Annotated in this window: 16 protein-coding genes and 2 pseudogenes; 8 read left to right on the top strand and 10 right to left on the bottom strand. The window is 64.4% G+C overall.

Annotated elements, in window-relative coordinates; translation table 11 throughout:
- Window positions 1-8: 8 nt before the first annotated feature.
- Window positions 9-425, top strand: a complete 417-nt coding sequence (locus CCR82_RS14215; RefSeq protein WP_201246455.1) for a YajD family HNH nuclease — start codon at window positions 9-11, stop codon at window positions 423-425.
- A 21-nt stretch (window positions 426-446) separates the two neighbouring features.
- Here CCR82_RS14215 and bchO read toward each other — a convergent pair whose 3' ends face one another.
- Genes bchO through bchI form a run of 3 tightly spaced genes read right to left on the bottom strand, consistent with a single transcriptional unit; the run spans window position 447 to window position 4,208 of the window.
- Window positions 447-1,343: an alpha/beta fold hydrolase BchO gene (gene bchO, locus CCR82_RS14210; protein WP_242513501.1), complete on the bottom strand. Its 897-nt coding sequence runs from the start codon at window positions 1,341-1,343 to the stop codon at window positions 447-449.
- Between the two features lie 43 nt (window positions 1,344-1,386).
- The gene (locus CCR82_RS14205) at window positions 1,387-3,183 is read right to left on the bottom strand and encodes a magnesium chelatase subunit D (protein WP_201246454.1); all 1,797 of its coding nucleotides are present in this window, start codon (window positions 3,181-3,183) and stop codon (window positions 1,387-1,389) included.
- Window positions 3,180-4,208 (bottom strand): magnesium chelatase ATPase subunit I, encoded by a 1,029-nt coding sequence (bchI, locus tag CCR82_RS14200; protein ID WP_201246453.1) that lies wholly within the window; start codon window positions 4,206-4,208, stop codon window positions 3,180-3,182. The genes CCR82_RS14205 and bchI overlap by 4 nt, the downstream gene beginning before the upstream one ends.
- Before the next feature lie 221 nt (window positions 4,209-4,429).
- Here bchI and CCR82_RS14195 point away from each other — a divergent pair, with 221 nt between their 5' ends.
- A complete protein-coding gene (locus tag CCR82_RS14195; protein WP_338073179.1) occupies window positions 4,430-5,989 on the top strand; it encodes a class I adenylate-forming enzyme family protein in 1,560 nt (519 codons plus the stop codon).
- Between the two features lie 10 nt (window positions 5,990-5,999).
- Here CCR82_RS14195 and CCR82_RS14190 read toward each other — a convergent pair whose 3' ends face one another.
- The 4 genes and pseudogenes from CCR82_RS14190 to CCR82_RS19415 form a co-directional block, all read right to left on the bottom strand.
- On the bottom strand, window positions 6,000-6,431 hold the full coding sequence (locus tag CCR82_RS14190) for an acyl-CoA thioesterase (protein ID WP_201246451.1): 432 nt from the start codon (window positions 6,429-6,431) through the stop codon (window positions 6,000-6,002).
- 119 nt (window positions 6,432-6,550) lie between these two features.
- Window positions 6,551-6,940: pseudogene (locus tag CCR82_RS14185) on the bottom strand (6-pyruvoyl trahydropterin synthase family protein); the annotation flags it as partial.
- Window positions 6,933-7,733: pseudogene (locus CCR82_RS14180) on the bottom strand (zinc-dependent alcohol dehydrogenase); the annotation flags it as partial. The pseudogenes CCR82_RS14180 and CCR82_RS14185, both read right to left, overlap by 8 nt.
- Before the next feature lie 113 nt (window positions 7,734-7,846).
- Window positions 7,847-8,215 carry a class I SAM-dependent methyltransferase gene (locus CCR82_RS19415; protein ID WP_201246448.1) on the bottom strand — a complete coding sequence of 123 codons (369 nt, stop codon included), beginning with the start codon at window positions 8,213-8,215 and terminating at the stop codon, window positions 7,847-7,849.
- A 54-nt stretch (window positions 8,216-8,269) separates the two neighbouring features.
- Here CCR82_RS19415 and CCR82_RS14170 point away from each other — a divergent pair, with 54 nt between their 5' ends.
- The 4 genes from CCR82_RS14170 to speE are packed head-to-tail and all read left to right on the top strand — an operon-like array spanning window position 8,270 to window position 12,849.
- Window positions 8,270-10,714, top strand: a complete 2,445-nt coding sequence (locus CCR82_RS14170; protein WP_201246447.1) for an ATP-binding response regulator — start codon at window positions 8,270-8,272, stop codon at window positions 10,712-10,714.
- The gene (locus tag CCR82_RS14165; RefSeq protein WP_201246446.1) at window positions 10,711-11,607 is read left to right on the top strand and encodes a response regulator; all 897 of its coding nucleotides are present in this window, start codon (window positions 10,711-10,713) and stop codon (window positions 11,605-11,607) included. Before CCR82_RS14170 ends, CCR82_RS14165 begins: the two co-directional genes overlap by 4 nt.
- Window positions 11,607-11,942, top strand: a complete 336-nt coding sequence (locus tag CCR82_RS14160) for an ArsR/SmtB family transcription factor (protein WP_201246445.1) — start codon at window positions 11,607-11,609, stop codon at window positions 11,940-11,942. The genes CCR82_RS14165 and CCR82_RS14160 overlap by 1 nt, the downstream gene beginning before the upstream one ends.
- 34 nt (window positions 11,943-11,976) lie before the next feature.
- A complete protein-coding gene (gene speE / locus CCR82_RS14155; RefSeq protein WP_201246444.1) occupies window positions 11,977-12,849 on the top strand; it encodes a polyamine aminopropyltransferase in 873 nt (290 codons plus the stop codon).
- A gap of 157 nt (window positions 12,850-13,006) precedes the next feature.
- Here the strand turns inward: speE and amtB are convergent, their stop codons facing one another.
- From amtB to CCR82_RS14140, 3 genes are all read right to left on the bottom strand, one after another.
- Window positions 13,007-14,281, bottom strand: a complete 1,275-nt coding sequence (gene amtB / locus CCR82_RS14150; protein ID WP_201246443.1) for an ammonium transporter AmtB — start codon at window positions 14,279-14,281, stop codon at window positions 13,007-13,009.
- Window positions 14,282-14,304: 23 nt separating this feature from the next.
- Window positions 14,305-14,643, bottom strand: a complete 339-nt coding sequence (locus CCR82_RS14145) for a P-II family nitrogen regulator (RefSeq protein WP_201246442.1) — start codon at window positions 14,641-14,643, stop codon at window positions 14,305-14,307.
- Between the two features lie 125 nt (window positions 14,644-14,768).
- Complete coding sequence (locus CCR82_RS14140; protein ID WP_201246441.1) at window positions 14,769-15,506, bottom strand: TorF family putative porin; 738 nt, start codon at window positions 15,504-15,506, stop codon at window positions 14,769-14,771.
- Between the two features lie 310 nt (window positions 15,507-15,816).
- Between CCR82_RS14140 and ubiK the strand changes: the two genes are divergently transcribed.
- Complete coding sequence (gene ubiK / locus CCR82_RS14135) at window positions 15,817-16,119, top strand: ubiquinone biosynthesis accessory factor UbiK (RefSeq protein ID WP_201246440.1); 303 nt, start codon at window positions 15,817-15,819, stop codon at window positions 16,117-16,119.
- 45 nt (window positions 16,120-16,164) lie between these two features.
- Entirely contained in the window at window positions 16,165-17,706 is a 1,542-nt protein-coding gene (locus tag CCR82_RS14130) for a YifB family Mg chelatase-like AAA ATPase (protein WP_201246439.1), read from the top strand.

Genomic DNA, 17,706 nt, shown 5'->3' with positions numbered 1-17,706 from the left:
AGTCCAAGATGCCCAAAGACCAATCCCGCCACGGCCGCACCGGCCAGACCATCGATGGCAGCAAGCTCGATCGCGTCGTCGCCAGCGCCCGCCGCGCGATGGACGAGCGCGCCGCCGGTTATCGCGAGCAGGCGCTCAAACTCTACCCTTGGGTGTGCGGACGCTGCGCGCGTGAGTTCGATCGTAGCAACTTGCGCGAGCTGACCGTGCATCACAAGGACATGGATCACGACAACAATCCGCCCGACGGCAGCAACTGGGAACTGCTCTGCCTCTATTGTCACGACAACGAGCATCAGAAGTACGAAGAGCACCTGGCCGCCGTCGCCGCCGGGCGCGATACCAGCGCCACCGGTGGACGCACCGCTGCGCCCAGCACCCACAATCCCTTTGCCGGGCTCGCCGATCTGCTGAAGAAAGACTGATGAGGCGGCATTCGCCGCCGCTCAGGGCAGAGCGCCGGCCTCGCGGACGATGAGATCGAAGACCACGGACGGGCTCTCCTCGTGCCCGAGATGGCCAAGCCCCGGCAGTCGCCGCAGGCGCGCCGACGGCAGCAACCGTTGCGCGCGCTCGGCCTCGCTCGGCGGCACCGTGCGATCCTCCGCGAAGCCCACCAGGACCAGCGTCGGCCGCAACTGCGGCAGCTCGCGCAGCATCGGCTCGAGATCCCAGTTCGCCATCATATTGAGCGCCGCCGCCAGATGCCCTGGATAGGCGATCAGCAGCCGATACAGGGCGACCTCCTCCGGGCTCAGACGCGAGCCGGTGCCATCGACCATGCGCTTGACACTGCGCGGGTCCTTGCGCGCGCCCTGGGCGAAGAAGCGCGGCACGATCGAGCTGCGAGCGAAGAGCTTGGCCGCCGGCGAGAACCATTTGCCAGCGAATCCGCGCAAGGGCAGCAAGGCACCGCTGAGGCTGATCAACAGCTTGGGTTGGATAGAGCCATCGAGGCACAGGCGCGCCAAGATGGCCGCGCCGGCCGAATGGCCGACGACGATCTCGGGCGCGAAGCCGAGCTGCTTGGTCAAGGCGCCCACGGCCGTGGCCATGCCCGGCAATGACAACTGCTTCGGCGCCGGCGCCGAGGTGAAGCCATGCCCGGGGAGGTCGAGTGCGAGCACCTGATAGCGCTCGGCGAGCAAAGGCAACAGCCCGCCCCAAGAATGCGAGGCCGCGCCGGTGCCGTGGATCAGCAGCAATGGCGGGCCGCTGCCGGCCTCCTGGATGTGCCAACGCAGCCCGCCGGCCTCGACGAAGCGACTGCAATCGCGATTCGGCCAACTGTGCCCGTCGCGTTCCCAGATCGGCCTGTCGTTCATCACCGAGGCCGAGGTCATGGGGAGCCAACCTGCGGTGGCCTGTGCATCGGCGGCCTGTGCATCAACTGACCGCCTGCACGGCACCGGAGAGCGCGCGCGCATCGGCATGCGGCAACGGCAGATAGACCGCGCCCATCTCGCGCGCCAGGTTCTCGGCATCCGGCCGTGGTCGCGGTGACATATCCACCACCAGCGCTTTCAGCTCCGCGACGCGGAAGGCACGCGCCGAGGCCAACGCATCCTCGGCCGCTTGCGCACGGCCACCGATGCCATCACGATTGACGTTCGCGCGGCCATCGGTGAGCAGGATCACCACCGCCGTGCCACCGCGACGCGTGACTCCATCGGCGAGCGACAGCGCGGCATCGATGCCGGAGGCCAGCGGCGTGCCGCCACCGCCGGGCAGACTGGCCAGGCCGCGCTTGGCGCGCACCAGCGAGCGCGTCGGTGGCAGCAGGATCTCGGCGCCCGGACCCCGGAAGGCGATCATCGCCACGCGATCGCGACGCACATAACAGTCGGCTAGCAGCAACTCGACCGCGCCCTTGGCCTCGGCGAGGCGGTGCAGCGCCGCCGAACCCGAGGCATCGACGACGAAGATCGTCGTCGTCTCCGAGCGTTGGCGATAGCGGGTGATGCGAAAATCATCGCGCCGCACCTCGACCAGCACTTCGGAGGCGCCGCCCTTCTCGGCGCGCTCCTGGCGGCGCAACCGCTGCCAGGGTGCTGCGACGCGCAGCGTATCGATCACGTTCAGCCGCGCGCCGGCGCCGGGCTCGCCGCGCCGAGTGCCGGCCGGTCGGCCACGCAGCGAGCCGCTCTGGATCGCCCCCGACTTACCGCTCGAGTTCGAGCGTTGGCGCATCGCACCCATCTGCAGCATCGCCAACAGATTTGGCGGAATGGCCGCCTGCGCGGACTCCAGCACCTGCTCCTCGAGCGGCTTGTCCATCTCCTGCTGGGGCGTCTGGTCCTGATCCTGTTGCTCGTCCTGATTGTCTTCCGGCGGTGGCGGCGGTTCCTCGGCCTGTTGCTCCTCATCCGGCTGCTCTGGCATCGGGATGCGGGTCGCGCGCGGCGCCAGCACCAAGCGGGCCGCCGCGCTCACATCGGCGGACTCGACCCGCTCGCGCCCGGCGAGCGCGGCCGAGGCCCGCGCCACCCGGAAGGCGGCGAGCGACGAGCGCAGCGAATCGACGCCGAGCGCCAAGGCCGTGCCGCAAAGTGCCTCGATGGCCTCATCATCGATGGCTATCTCCGACAGCCGATGCCGCGCCGACTGGATCTCGCTCGGGTCGATGTCAGAGGCGATCGCCTCGGTGTAACGGATATCGCCGAGATCGAGCAAGAAGGCGAAGCGATCGAGCAAGGTATGCGGCACCTGCTCTTCGTCGTTCGCACCTTCATCGAGCGCCACCACCCCGACCCGCGCCGAGGTGCGCGCGGTGATCCCGTCGCGCTCGACCTGGATCTCGCCGTTATCGAGCGCCGTGCTCAGATAGGCGGCGGTGGAGCGACCGACGCGCTCGGCCATCGCCAACTGCACCACGCCGCCATCGGCCTCGGCCAACAGCCCGCGTTCGGCGACCGGGCGCCCGGCGTGCAAGGTCGCGGCCAGGTCGAGCCCACCGAGCAGACGCCCATCGGCGATATGCAGCGGGATGCGCCGGAATGGCAACTGCGCCGGCAGCAGCTCGCGCAGCAGTTCCATCCAGAGATCGCGCACCGGCCCCGGCAGCGCCCGCACCGAGATGCCGCCGCTACCGGCCGGATCGACCGCGAACAGCGCCGCCGCGAGGCAAGCATCCTCCCAGCGCGCACTGTGATCGGGCAGCGAGGGCTGGGTCTCGTCGCTCATTCCCCGAACAGCTCTTCGATGGCGCGCTCGACGCGGGTGGTGGAGCCGGCATCATCGAGCACATTGCGGCGCAGCCGATGACGCAGCGCTGGCGGCGCGACCCGCTTCAGATGCGCATCGGTCACGCTATCGTCGCCCTCGAGCGCGGCGAAGGCTCGCGCGGCGCGGATCAGTGTCAGCTCGCCGCGCAGGCCGTCGGTGCCGAGCTTCATGCACAGCTCGGAGGCGCGCTCGAGGGCCGCGTCCGGGACCTCGACATTGGCCAGGCGCTCCTTGGCGTTCATGATCTGGCGCCGTACCTTGCCATCCTTGCGCTTGTATTTCTCGATGAAGGTCGGCGGATCACGCTCGAACTCATCGCGCAGGCGCACTACCTGAACGCGCGATTTGAGATCTTGCGGGGTGCTGATTTCGACCGAGAGGCCAAAGCGGTCGAGCAGCTGCGGGCGCAGCTCACCTTCCTCCGGGTTGCCGCTGCCGACCAGCACGAACTTGGCCGGATGGCGCACGCTCAAGCCCTCGCGCTCGACCACGTTCTCGCCACTGGCGGCGACATCGAGCAGCGAATCGACCAGATGGTCCTCGAGCAGGTTGACCTCGTCGATATAGAGGAAGCCGCGGTGCGCGCGCGCCAGCAAGCCCGGCTCGAACGCCTTCTCGCCGCGCGTCAGGGCCTTTTCCAGATCCAGCGCGCCGATCACGCGATCCTCGGTGGCACCGAGCGGCAGATCGACCACCGGCACCTGCGTCTTGCGCACCTTGACCTTGCCATGGGCCTTGCGCTCGCGGCATTGCTCGCAGAGCCCCGATTCCGAGGCGTCCGGATCGCAGTTGTAGATGCAGCGATCGATCACGCGCATGGTCGGCAGCAGGGCCGCGAGCGCGCGAATCGCCGTTGATTTACCCGTACCGCGATCGCCGAACGCGAGCACGCCACCGATACTCTGATCCGTTGCCGCGATCAGGATCGCGAGCTTCATCTCCTCTTGGGCGACAATGGCGGAAAAGGGGAAGGCAAGCGGCATAGTTGTTTGAACCTAATTGGGTGGGCCTGACAGGGAGCCCTGGTCGGTAGCTGGTCTCGCGCGAACGCGAGTGCGGCAAGACCCTAGCGTCGGGGATTCTTGTCGGTCAAGCCGAACCGTTCGTTTGCTTGCGCTGGCTCAGCGCGGCATCTTGTGGCACATCTTACAGCGAGCGCATGCGCCGCTGCCAACAAACCTCATTGCGCTGGAGCGAACGCCACGTGCCGCCAAATGAATCCCGCGACCTGATCCAGCTGATCGAGCAACGGCGCGCGCTCGGCGATGCCAGTGCGCTGCGGATTGGCGAGCGACGTTGGTCCTATGCCGAGCTTGCGACGCTCATCGAGCAGCGCGCGCGCGCGCTGACCCAGGCCGGTGTCTCGGCGCGCGAGCTGGTGCTCTGCCCGACCACGCCGGTGCTGGATTCGCTGCTGATGCAATGGGCGCTGGCTCGGCTCGGGGTGGCGATGCTGCCGATACGAGCCGATCTTCCCGATGCGCGGCGCGCGGCGCTGATGCGCGCGACCGGCGCTGAATGGTGGTGGGAGCCCGCTGAGGGCGATGGGGAGTCGGGCGCAGGATTACCCGGCATGCTAAGCGACAGCCGATACGCCCAGGCACCAACCTCGCTCGCAGACCTCAGCCCAGCGGCAGCAGCAGCGACAACGACGGCGGAGCCAACCACAGCCGTGACCGAAGCCGCGATCACGCCGTTTCTCCTGGTCGAGACCAGCGGCAGCAGCGCGGACCCCAAGCTCGTGATGTTGAGCGCGGCGACGATCCTCGCCTCCTGCCAGGCCGTGAATGCGCGCCTCGCGCTGAGGCGCGGTGATCGCTGGCTTTGCGTGTTACCCCGCCATCATGTCGGCGGGCTGGCGATTGGCTATCGCTGTGCGCTTGCTGGTGCCGAGCTGCAAGTGCAATCGCGCTTCGCGGCCGACGCGGTGCACGCCGCGCTTCGGGAGGATGGCATCACGCATGTCTCGCTCGTGCCGGCTCAACTGGAGCGCTTGCTGAGCCTCGACGATCCAACGCCGCCAACATCGCTGCGGGTCGTGCTCTTAGGCGGACAGGGGCTCGATGCGCGGCTCGCCCGACGCGCGCTCGATCACGGCTGGCCGCTCTATCTCGGCTATGGCATGAGTGAGACCTTCTCACAGATCGCCGGCGGCTGGATCGGTGCCGATGGTGTGCCACCGCAGGGTCTGATCCCGCTCGCCGGGGTCGAACTCGGCTGCCCGAGCTGCGCGGAGGCCAGCGTGGAAGCCAGTGTGGAAACCAGCGCAGCACCATCCCAGCAACCAGCCGCGCGGCACACCCAACCGCTTCGCCTTCGCGCGCCCATGCTGATGCTCGGCTATGCCAATCCGGCGCGCAGGCCCGGCGAGGGCCTCGACGATGGCTGGCTGCAAACCTCGGACCTCGCCTGCCGACTGCCGGGCGGCGGCTTACAGGTGCTGGGCCGCGCCGATGATGTGGTGCTCATCGCCGGTATCAATGTGCTGCCAGCCGAGATCGAGCGTGAGATCGCCCAACTCGATCGGATCACCGAGGTCGCCGTCGTCGGCGTGCCTGACCCGACCTGGGGACACCGACTCGTGGCGCTCTACACTGGCAGCCTGGCGCCGAGCATGCTGGCAGCCTGGTGTCGCGACAATCTGCCTTCGCACCAGCGACCACGCGGTTTCGCACGCCTCGACTCCCTGCCGATGCTCAGCTCCGGCAAGCGCGACCGGCGCGCGCTCGCCGCACGCGCCGCCGAGATCACTCAGCTCGATTAAAGGATAATATTCAAACGCCCGGCTCCGCGCACGGGGGCAATGCGGTGAGGGCATGCGCGAGTTCGGGCGACAGCCGTTGGCGTTTGCCGAAGCGGGGATCGATCGCCGCATGCACGCTCAGCGCCGTCGCCACCTCGAACTCGTGGATGAAAAACCCATACGCCAGACTGAAGTCTCGCTCAGTGAGCCCAGCGCGTTCGATCTTGACCGCGACCTGATCGCCGTGGCGCATCGGGTGCCGAAAATCGGCTTCCACATGGACCAGCGGCAGGCCGATCTGGCGCCCGCGAATCAGGCCATCGAGTGGCCAGCCGATGCGCACCATCATCGCTTCATAGGCGTCATGGGCATGGCGGAACAGATGCGCGAAGAACAGCACGCCAGCGGCATCGGTATCGTGCAACGCGACGCGGAATCGATGCTCGATGATCGGCGTTGTCATGTGGGGCCTTGCGTGAGACTTGATGCCAGCGCTTGATCCAGGGCAGAGCCCTGGCCCGCCACCTGACCTTGGCCCACAGCCTGATCCGTCACAGCGGTGGCACCAGAGGCTGGCAGCTCGGCCTCGTAGGCGGCCCAGGCGATGTGCGATTCGCTCAACTGGATGCGCATCCCGGTCAAGCCCTTGGCGGACTCGCCGAGATCGCCGGTCGCGATGCGCGCCGCCATCCGCTCGAAGATGGCCCCGGCGAGGAACTCGGTGGTCGTATTGTGACCTTTGAACGCCGGATGCTCATCCAGGTTACGGTAGTCAAACTCGGCCAGCACTTCGCGCAGCACCATCGACGCCTGGCCAATATCAACCACCAGCCCATTGGCATCCAGCGCCGGGCGCCGCAGCTCGCAATCGACCACATAGGTGGCGCCATGCAGTTGCTGCGCCGGGCCGAAGACCTCGCCGCGAAAACTGTGCGCAATCATGACGTGGTCGCGGACACACAGGCTATACATTGGTCAGTCTCGCTCTCTTGTCGGCATCGCCATTGTTACAGTCGTAGCGGATGCGTTGCATCAGTGTATCCCCTGGGGCACTGCTCAGCTCGGCCATGATTCGCGGCAGCTCGATAAAGGCCTCTTCGCCGGTGATCAACACGTCCAAAGCCGGCTCCGTGAGCAACGACAAGGCCAAGCGCATGCGCCGACGCACGTCCCAGCGCGCGCCTTGGCCCAAAGGTAGACGGCCAACCTGCGATGAGCGCAGCGTGAGCCGGCGCGGATGAAAGGCCGCGCCGAGCGGCAGCGTTACCTCGCGCGTACCAAACCAGCTCAGCTCGAGCACGGTGGCCTCATCGCCGGCAAGCGCGAGCGCCGAGAGCAAACCTTGCTGGGTCGCGCTGGTATGGATAACCAAGTCGGCGTCGGGGCAAGCATCAGCCGGTTCGGAAAAGTCAAGGCCGAGGGCGGCGGCAGTCTCGGCGCGGCGCGGATTGATATCGATGAGCCGCACCTCGCAGCCTGGTATCTGGCCTGCCAGCCAGCCGCAGAGACAACCTAAGGTGCCCGCGCCGACGATCGCGATGCGGTCACCAAGTCGAGGCTGCGCGTCCCAGAGGCCGTTGATCGCCGTTTCCATCTGTGCGGCAAGGACCGCGCGCGCGACCGGCACCCCCGACGGTAGCGGATGCAAGGCGGCGGCGGGAACCCGGTAGCGGGTCTGATGCGGATACAGACAGAACACCGACTGCCCGAGCAGATCCGCATGCTCGGTGTCCGCCTCCTCGACCTGACCGACGCTGATATAGCCATCTCACCCTGCCCTGGACGGGCGAGCCAAAAGGCGACAGCAGCTTCCGTCATGGACATGATTCTGCTCGAACCGCATAGAGATCGCCCGCGTTCGCCGCCTGTGGCAACTGCTCAATCCAGCGGCCAATCCGGGTGCAGTAGCCGATCGCTGGCACCCAAGGCGGCATTGTAACGATAGTCGCCGAGGCGCTGACAGTGCTTGAGCGCCCGCAGCGCCACCACTTGTGTATCTCGAGCGTACAGCATCCGTAGCATGCGCCCGAGTGCCGGCTGCGGCTCGACTGCGATCACCCGCGCGTTGAGCCGGCGCAAGCTCGCGATACAATCGCCAACATGGGCGCCGATGTCGAACACCAGATCTCCCGGACTGACGAATGGCGCCAGCAGGGCATCACGCCAGGCACCGTTTCCGTGCCGATAGCGTCGATACAGCGAGCCGACAACGCCCATTCCACCGCGTAATCCATTGTTGAGGCTCAAACCGGGTCTCCCGACTGTTGTGTCTAGCCAGCGCCCCATCAGGCAACCTGCCGCATGAAGCTTCGTTATTACATCTTACTGCTGCTACTCGGATTCGGCTTGGTGCCGTTGATCGTCGCGGTGCTGATCAATCTGCCCCTGGTGTTAGATCGCACCGCGATGTTCTACCAGAAGGCCTACATGCAGAACCTGCGTGCCGATTTTCGCGATCTTGACCAACATCTCGCCAGCCGGCACGAGATGATCCGGCTGCTAGCCAAGCTGCCTGAGCCAGGCATTATTCTCGGCAAAGCTGGCGATGAAGAGACCATCGATCTCGCCCGCGCCCGTTACACGGGCTGGATCAATCAGATGCTTAGCGATCAAGCGGATCTGATCGAGATCCTCTTCATTGATGGCGATGGCAACGAGCGTTTCTGGCTCACGCGCGACGCCAAGACCCAGGAATGGCGTCCCACCGAGCATCCGCCCGATCCGCCAAACCGCGGCTTCACCAGCGCAGGACTCAAACTGAAACCCGGTGAGGTCATCGTTAGCCGGATTCGCGTCAATTCTTTCGCCGCGCGCGAGGACCCGAGGCAACTGATGACCCTGCAGCTTGCAAGCCCTGTTAGCCAGCGCGCCAAAGGCGAGCACAAGCCGCTTGGGCTGCTGCTGATGACGATCGACGTCGGTGGACTCGCCAACTTCTATCGCGACACCCTATGGGTCACCGACGATGGCCGCTATTTGCGCCCCGGCGAGCCCTTTAGCGAAGAGGCGCTTGCATTCGCCGATTTTCCTGGCCTAGAGGCCATCTTCGAAGAAGGCAAACTCGCCCTCTACAAAGGCGATTACGGGCCGCCGCTGCTCTGGGTGCCGATGTTCCTCACCGAAAACGCCCGCCCGCTGTGGGTCGCACGACCGGTCGATCCTTCGCCGATCGCCAGCTTCCGCAATGCCCTAGTCGGGCGCGTGCTGAGTATCGTGTTGGTGTTGATACTGGTGGTGCTGATCATCGCGCGCTGGCTCGCCTCACGCGCCGAGCGCTTCGGTCAGGAACTTACCAGTGGTGTGCGCGGCATTCTGCGTGAAGAGCATCGGCAGCGGTTTTGCTGGCGCGGACCGAGCGAAGTGCGCGAACTCGGTGAGCAGCTCAATGCCTTGGCGCGCAGCCATGCCGAACATCTGAGCGCCGAGCGCCAGCACATGCGCCAGCTGGAGCAATCGAATCAGTACAAATCGGAGTTTCTAGCCAATGTCAGCCACGAGCTGCGCACGCCCTTGAACTCGATCCTGTTGCTCTCGAAGCTACTCGCCGCCGAGGAATCGGGATTGGATGATGACCAACGTCGCCAGGCCAGGGTGATCAACGAGGCCGGCCGCGATCTGCTGACGATGATCGATAATGTACTCGACATCTCGCGCATCGAGGCCGGAGCAGTCACTGTTCATCTCGAGTGGGTGCCGATCCGACCCATGATCGACGAACTCGTCGGCATGCTCGGCCCCATCTTCTCGGACAAGGGCCTGGCGCTGAGGGTTGAGTCCAATGCGTCGGCACCGGCCCAGATCTACAGTGATCAAGCCAAGATCCGGCAGATCCTGAAGAACTTTCTCTCCAACGCCGCGAAATTTACCCAACACGGCCAAGTCACCATCACCGTCAAGGCCGGCGACCAGCACTACCCGCTCGCGCTCGCGGTCAGGGATACAGGGCTCGGCATCCCCACGGGCAAGGAGGAGGTGATCTTCGAGGCTTTTCGGCAAGCTGATGGCTCGACGCGGCGGCGCTACGGCGGCACTGGTCTCGGACTCTCGATCAGCAAGGAGCTAGCCCAGTTGCTGGGCGGCCAGATCAGGGTCACCAGCACCCCGGGGCAGGGCTCCTGTTTTACGCTTTACCTGCCCCTGTCACGCGATCCCAGTTTGTTTTCGGCGGTCGAGGTCATTCAGGCCCAAGAGGCGGCCTCACCCGCCGAGGTCTTCGCGCAGTCTCAGCGAGCGAGCGCAACCGAGAGCGCGGCCCTTGGGTCTTATCCTGGCATCGACGCTACTGACAAACTGGCGTTGCCCCCCTCCAAGGTCGCCTCCAGCCTGGCTCGAGACTACTCCGATGCCTGGGTCCTACTCGTCGAGCGCGATGTTCAGAGCCTGGTCGCGGTCACGGCCGCACTTGAATCCCTTGGGCTTCAGGTACAAACCGCGGCCGACGAGGAGGAGGCCTTGGAAACCCTCTCCGAGGAGCACGATTGTTCGATGCTGCTGCTCGCATGCCTTGATGCCAAGGATACCTGTGATACGATCACCCATCTTCGGCGGACGGCGTGGCTGACCGAGCTGCCGATCGTTGTACTCGGCGATCTAGATTCAGCAGCGCAAGGGCGCTGTCTCGAAGCGGGGGCGTGCTGTTTCTTGAACAAGCCGATCGAACCGGCCGCCTTGGCGAATCTCATCCACTCCTCGTTGCAACCTGAGGCCAACCCTGGGATCAACGAGGATATCGAGGAGACGGCATGATGGGCGGAGTCGATTACAAGCTACTCATCGTCGACGATCACGCGCATAACCTCTACACCCTGCGCACGCTGATCGAGAAGCACCTACAAGCAACGGTACTCGAGGCATCCTCTGGACGCGAAGCGATCGATCTCACGCTCAGCCATCGCGACATCGATCTGATCATCCTCGATGTGCAGATGCCGGAGATGGACGGCTTTCAGACCGCCTCATTGCTCAAGCTGCGCCGACGCTCGCGTGATATCCCGATCATTTTCCTTACCGCAGCCTTCAAGGCCGAGGAATTCCAGCAACGCGGGTTCGCGGTTGGGGCCGTCGATTATCTACTCAAACCGATCGATGACAACCTCCTGATCAATAAGATCAGCACCTATTTCAGACTGATCGAAAAGGAGCGCTCGCTCAACCACGAGCTGGAGATCAAGGTCGCCGAGCGTACCGCCGAACTGGCCGAGGCCCGGCAATATCTCGCCAACATCATCACCCACATGGGCGAGGCCTTGCTGGTGCTCACGCCCGAGGGCGAGATCAAGAGCACCAATCCAGCCGCCTGCCGAATGCTTGGCTATCCCGAATCCGATCTGCTCGGTCTCTCGATCGGCGACGTCTTCGAGGAAGAGGGGGACGCGGAGGCTGGCGCCTTCATGGGCACCTGGCTCGAGGCGCTGATCCGCACCGGCGCGCTGGCCAAGATCGAGGCGCGCTTCATCGCCAGCGATGGGCGGCGCGTGCCGATCTTGTTTTCCCGCACTGCAATCAAAGATACTAACGAGACAATCACGGATATCATTTGCATCGCCAAAGATATGAGCGGGTATATGCGTATCCAAAGCGATGCTTTCATGGAAGCAAGTGCGACCACCAACAGTGACAGGACGCTGGAGGCTGACTGATGACGAATGAACTGCCAGCCGAACATATCGACCCCGAGGATACGACCCTGACAGCGATGGCTCTGAAGGCCATGGCCCATCCGCTACGCTGGAAGATCCTCTGCTCGCTTGGTCAAAATGAACTCTCGGTCGGCGAAATCGTCGAGCGCACTGGCACCTCGCAGAGCAATATCTCCCAACACCTAGAGCAATTGCGCAATAAGAACATCATCATCGCGCGCAAGGAGGCCAATCGGATCTTCTATCGCATCCGCAACGATCAACTGCTCGAGCTGATCGGCATCATGCGCGACGTACTTTGTCCGGCCAATCTCGACGATCGCTATCCTCGCTAAACCGCTTCTCAAGACGACCCCTGATCACCCGCGCATGCTTGACGAAAACGACTGGTTCACCGAGATCGCCGATGCCGCCGGCAGTGCCTTTTCACTGCGCGTGACAGGCCGGGTGCATCACGAACAGACCCCTTTCCAGACCATCGAGGTCTACGCCACCGAGACCTTCGGTCATCTGATGGTCATCGACGGCTTCACCATGCTCTCGAGCCGAGAGAACTTCCTCTATCACGAGATGCTCTCGCATCCGGCGCTGTTCACCCACCCCCACCCCAAGCGGGTCGCGATCATCGGCGGCGGTGACTGTGGCACCCTGCGCGAGGTCCTGCGCCACGCCGAGGTCGAGTCTGCGGTGCAGATCGATATCGACGAACGCGTCACCCGCGTTGCCGAGATCTTCTTTCCCGAGTTGACCGAATCGAACCACGATCCACGTGCTACGCTCTTGTTCGAGGACGGGATTCGCTGGATACAACAGGCGCCTGCGCAGTCGCTCGACGTGATCATCATCGACAGCACCGACCCGGTTGGCCCGGCCGAAGGCCTGTTCACCACCGCCTTCTATCGCGACTGCCATCGCGCCCTCGCCGCGGGTGGCCTGCTGGTCCAACAGAGCGAATCGCCGCTGTATCACATGGATATCATCCAGGGCATTTACGCCGATACGTGTGCCGCCGGGTTCGAGGACCACGCCACCCTGTTCTTCCCGCAGGCGATCTATCCGTCGGGCTGGTGGAGCGCCACCATGGCCAGTCGCGAGGGCAAGCTGCCGGCCTTTCGCGCCGCGGCGGCCACAGCGCCCCCCTTCCAGAGCCAGTATTACACCGCCGAGATCCATCGCGCGGCGCTGGCCCAGCCGGCCTTCTTCAAGCGCGCATTCGAGACGAGCGATCGCAACGCTCCCTGACCACAGCGACCTGATCCCGGCTTCCAACCCAACCCCGAGCATCAAGCCCCCGGCAGCCGAGCAAACAGCGCCCGGCTGTACTTGCTAATGTTCTCCTCAACGTAAAACGGGGCCCGAAGGCCCCGCTGCAAGGTCGATTGCGCAGCCGCGCTATCGGTCAGATTCCGCCACCGCGAGAGCCGACGAATTCCGGGTAGGCCTCGAGTCCGCATTCGCCGACATCGACACCCTCGTACTCCTCCTCTTCGCTGACGCGGATGCCCATGGTCAGCTTGATCAGCAGCCAAATGATGAGCGAGGTGATGAAGACCCAGGCAAAGATCGTCACCAGACCGATCAACTGCGGCACGATGCCGGCAGCTCCATTGGTGATCGGGACGGCGATCAGGCCCCACATGCCGATCACGCCATGCACCGAGATGGCACCGACCGGATCATCGATCCGCAACTTGTCCAAGGCGATGATCGAGAACACCACGATGACGCCACCGACGCCGCCGATCAGGGTCGCGGCCAATGGGGTCGGCGTCAGCGGCTCGGCGGTGATCGCCACCAGACCGGCCAGGGCACCATTGAGCGCCATGGTCAAATCCGCCTTGCCAAAGATCAGCCGCGCGGTGATCAGCGCAAAGACCAGGCCACCGGCGGCCGCCATGTTGGTGTTGACGAAGACACCAGCGACGGCGTTGGCATCTGAGATATTGGAGACCACGAGCTGCGAGCCGCCGTTGAAGCCGAACCAGCCGAGCCAGAGGATGAAGGTGCCGAGCGTTGCTAGCGGCATGTTGGCGCCGGGAATGGCGTTGATCGAGCCGTCCTTGCCGTACTTGCCGCGGCGCGCGCCGAGCAGGAGCACGCCGGCGAGTGCCGCCGAGGCCCCGCAGAGATGGACGACACCGGAGCCGGCGAAATCCTGGAAGTTCAGCGTGTGGAGGAAACCTTCACCCCACTTCCAATAGCCCTGCACCGGATAGATGAAACCGGTCATGATGACCGCGAACAACAGGAAGGCCCAGAGCTTCATACGCTCGGCCACGGCGCCCGAGACGATGGACATGGCGGTTGCCACGAACACCACCTGGAAGAAGAAATCGGACAGCCCTGAGTAGTAGAGGTCACCGTCACTGGCCAACACGGCGTCGACCGCGTTGTCCTTGGTCGCGTCCATGAACATGAAGGTCCAATTGATCTCCGGGATGATGCCATTGCCGCCGGCCGGGTACATGATCCCGTAGCCGATGAGCATGTACATGATGCTGGCGATCGCGAACAGGGCCACGTTCTTGGTCAGGATCTCGGCGGTATTCTTCGCCCGCACCAGACCGGCCTCGAGCATCGAGAAGCCGGCGGCCATCCACATGACCAGAGCGCCCGAGACCAGGAAGTAGAACGTATCCAACGCATAGGCGAGCTGGATGGTCGGTTCTTCCATTGTTACATTCCTCCGTTGCCAAGTTAGAGTGCGTCCGGACCGGTCTCGCCGGTGCGGATACGAATGACTTGATCGACATCGCTGACGAAGATCTTGCCGTCACCGATCTTGCCGGTGCGGGCGGCGTTGCTGATCGCCTCGATGACCTGATCGACCAGGCTGTCGTCAACCGCAATTTCAACCTTGATCTTGGGAAGGAAGTCAACGACGTACTCGGCGCCGCGATAGAGTTCGGTGTGGCCCTTCTGGCGACCGAAGCCCTTGACCTCGATGACGGTGATCCCCGAGACGCCGATATCGGCCAGCGCCTCGCGCACGTCATCGAGCTTGAAGGGTTTGATGATGGCAGCAACCAACTTCATGAATGTGCTCCGTTGGATTGAGTGCGGCAGGCCTGAGCCAGGCCAGCCGCGTTAGGCGATGGCAAATCGGCCATTGCCACTACGCGCTTGTGCGGTAAAGCCACGGCAAGTGGCGAGCCAAGCCCTCAAAACGCTTTGTTCCAGCCAACCCAGACCTTGGCGTCGTCGTCCCAGACGTCGTCGTCGCCACCATCGTTTTGCTCATAGGTGAAATTGAAGGTACCGAAGTCGCCTGCCTCCTTGCTAATCGTTGCCCCCCAATGGCTGTAGTCGGCGTTGACGTCATCGCTGACATCATTGTCAAAATCGTAATAACCGGCGAAGGCGCCGATGCTGAAGCCTTCGGCCAAAGGCACATCAACACCGATGCTGTAGTAGAGATCGCCCTCGTCGAATAGGGTATCTTCGTTGTCGTCGTCACCCCAGGCCGTGTACTGGATGCCGAGCGAGACCCATTTATAGCCACCAGAGATGCCGATCTCCCAAAAGTCGATGTCGCTGTCGCCGTCGGGGTAGGCGTAGTAGATGGTATTGAGTCCGAGACTGAAATCATCGTTCGGCAGGATGAAGTCGTAGCCAGCGTAGACATCGAGTTCATAGTTTGCTTCATCCGCGCCGAAATCGACGTTCGAGGCCCAGGTGCCTGCATAGAAGCCGCTCTCATGGGAAAGATCCAAACCACCTTGAACGGCGGCTTCGTCGCCGGTCTGACTAACGCCACGCCAGATATAGTTCGAGACGGCGCCGATGTTGGCGTCGAGCGCCCAGGGCCCCTGCGCGAGGGCAGGAGCCGCTGTCAGCATCGATACCGATAGCAGGGCACCAGAGGCGGCGGCAGCGATTCCAACTCTCTGTATTTTCATGATGCAAATTACCTCAGTTCAATCGTTGACGGGCGAGACAGTCACCCTGCGCGGTGATCCTGCCAATGCAAAATCACGGTCCAAATATCAACTAGCAGGTATCATGCCTACCCATTCCATGTGCGCAAAAGACCACGGTTTTGGCTAGAATGTCGCAGAGTTACAACTCGATCCTGCACCTGTAAAGTGCATCGCTCCCCGAGCACTCGGGAGCCAGCGCACCATTTCGGTGCAAACTTTGGAGCAGGCGCCCCGATCGCCACCGCCCTATAATGGCTTTAACCTCTTCTCACGCTTAAGGTGATCCTCGATGCTGGACCCCAAACAGATTGACGACCTTGCACGCCGCCTAGCGGACCAGGCCCCCAAGGGCTTTCAGGTGTTGCAGGAAGATCTTAACCGCAGCTTTCGCGCAACGCTGGAGGCTGGACTGGCCCGACTCGACTTGGTGACGCGCGAGGAATTCGACGTCCAAGCCGCGGTGCTCGCACGTTCGCGTTCCAAGCTTGCCGCACTCGAGCAACGGGTCGCCGCGCTTGAGGCGCGGTCCGTGCCGGCGTCGACAGCAGAGCAGGCAAGCGGAAGCGCCGAGTTCGAAGAGCCCAGCGCCTGAGCCCCGGCGCCCGCCGCTTCTCGCTCGCCCATTCAGGACCGCGCCTTGGGTCTCTCCGTTCTGTATAGCCGCGCACGCGTCGGCATCGAGGCGCCGCCCGTGACCGTTGAGGTGCATGCCGGCGTCGGCTTGCCGTCGCTGTCGATCGTCGGCCTCCCCGAACTCGCGGTGCGCGAGAGCAAGGATCGAGTCCGGGGCGCACTCGCCAATAGCCAATTCGAGTTCCCCGCGGGCCGAGTCACCATCAATCTGGCGCCGGCTGATCTACCGAAAGAAGGCGGCCGCTTCGACTTGCCGATCGCGCTCGGTATTCTCGGCGCGTCCGGGCAGATCCAGAGCGCGCCACTGAGCGTGCACGAATTCCTCGGCGAACTCGCCCTCAGTGGCGAGCTACGCCCGATCGACGCTGTCCTGCCGGCAGCGCTTGCGGCGCGTGACGCGGGGCGCGCGCTGGTCCTGCCGCGAGCAAACGCGGCCGAGGCCGCGCTCGTCAGCGGCCTCCAGATCCTGCCCGCCGATCGACTGCTCGACGTCTGCGAGCACCTGAACGGGCTGACAGCCCTGGCCGTCCACCCGCTCGACGAGCCACCACCGGCACCTGACAATGCCCCGGATCTAGCCGAGGTGCGCGGTCAACCGCAGGCCAAGCGGGCGCTCGAGATCGCTGCCGCGGGTGCGCACAGTCTGCTCCTGCTCGGCCCGCCGGGTACCGGCAAATCGATGCTGGCCGCGCGCCTGCCCGGCATCCTGCCGCGTCTGACCGAGGCCGAAGCAGTCGAGGTCGCGGCCGTGCATTCGGTCAGCCAGCTTGCGCCCGCGATCCCCTTACACTGGCGCCAGCGCCCGTTTCGCTCGCCGCACCATACCGCTTCCGGCATCGCCCTGGTCGGAGGCGGCGCCAATCCGCGTCCCGGCGAGATCTCGCTCGCGCATCATGGGGTGCTGTTCCTCGATGAGCTGCCGGAATTCGATCGGCGCGTGCTGGAGGTCCTGCGCGAGCCGCTCGAATCCGGTCAGATCCATATCTCGCGCGCGGCGCGCAGCGCTGAGTTCCCGGCCCGCTTCCAGCTCGTCGGCGCCATGAATCCCTGCCCCTGTGGTTATCTCGGCGATCCCAGTGGCCGCTGCCGCTGTACCCAGGAACAGGTCAGCCGCTATCGCGCGCGCCTCTCCGGCCCGCTGCTCGATCGCATCGACCTGCACGTGGAGGTGCCACGCCTGCCCGCCGAGCAGTTGCAGACCGAGGCGCACGCCCCGGCGGAGTCGAGCGCGACGGTCAAGCAGCGGGTCGCGGCGGCACGCTCGCTCGCCGAGGCGCGCGCCGGTAAACCCAACAGCGCCCTCGAGCCGCGCGAGATCGAGCGCGACTGCCCCCTCGGCAACGACGGGCAGCAGCTGATGCAGCGCGCCATGCAACGACTGGCCCTCTCCGCCCGCGCCTATCATCGGATCTTGAAGGTCGCCCGCACCATTGCCGACCTCGATCATCAGGAACGGATCACGCCGCTGCACCTGGGCGAGGCCATCGGCTACCGGCGCCTGGATCGCGAGCAGGCCCCTGGAGGCATGGGCGGAGGCGTCGGCTAG

Source organism: Halochromatium salexigens, assembly GCF_016653295.1.
In the GTDB taxonomy this organism is placed as follows: Bacteria; Pseudomonadota; Gammaproteobacteria; order Chromatiales; family Chromatiaceae; genus Lamprobacter; species Lamprobacter salexigens.
Note: the sequence above shows the minus strand (reverse complement) of the source record. Positions and strands in the feature narration are given on the sequence as shown.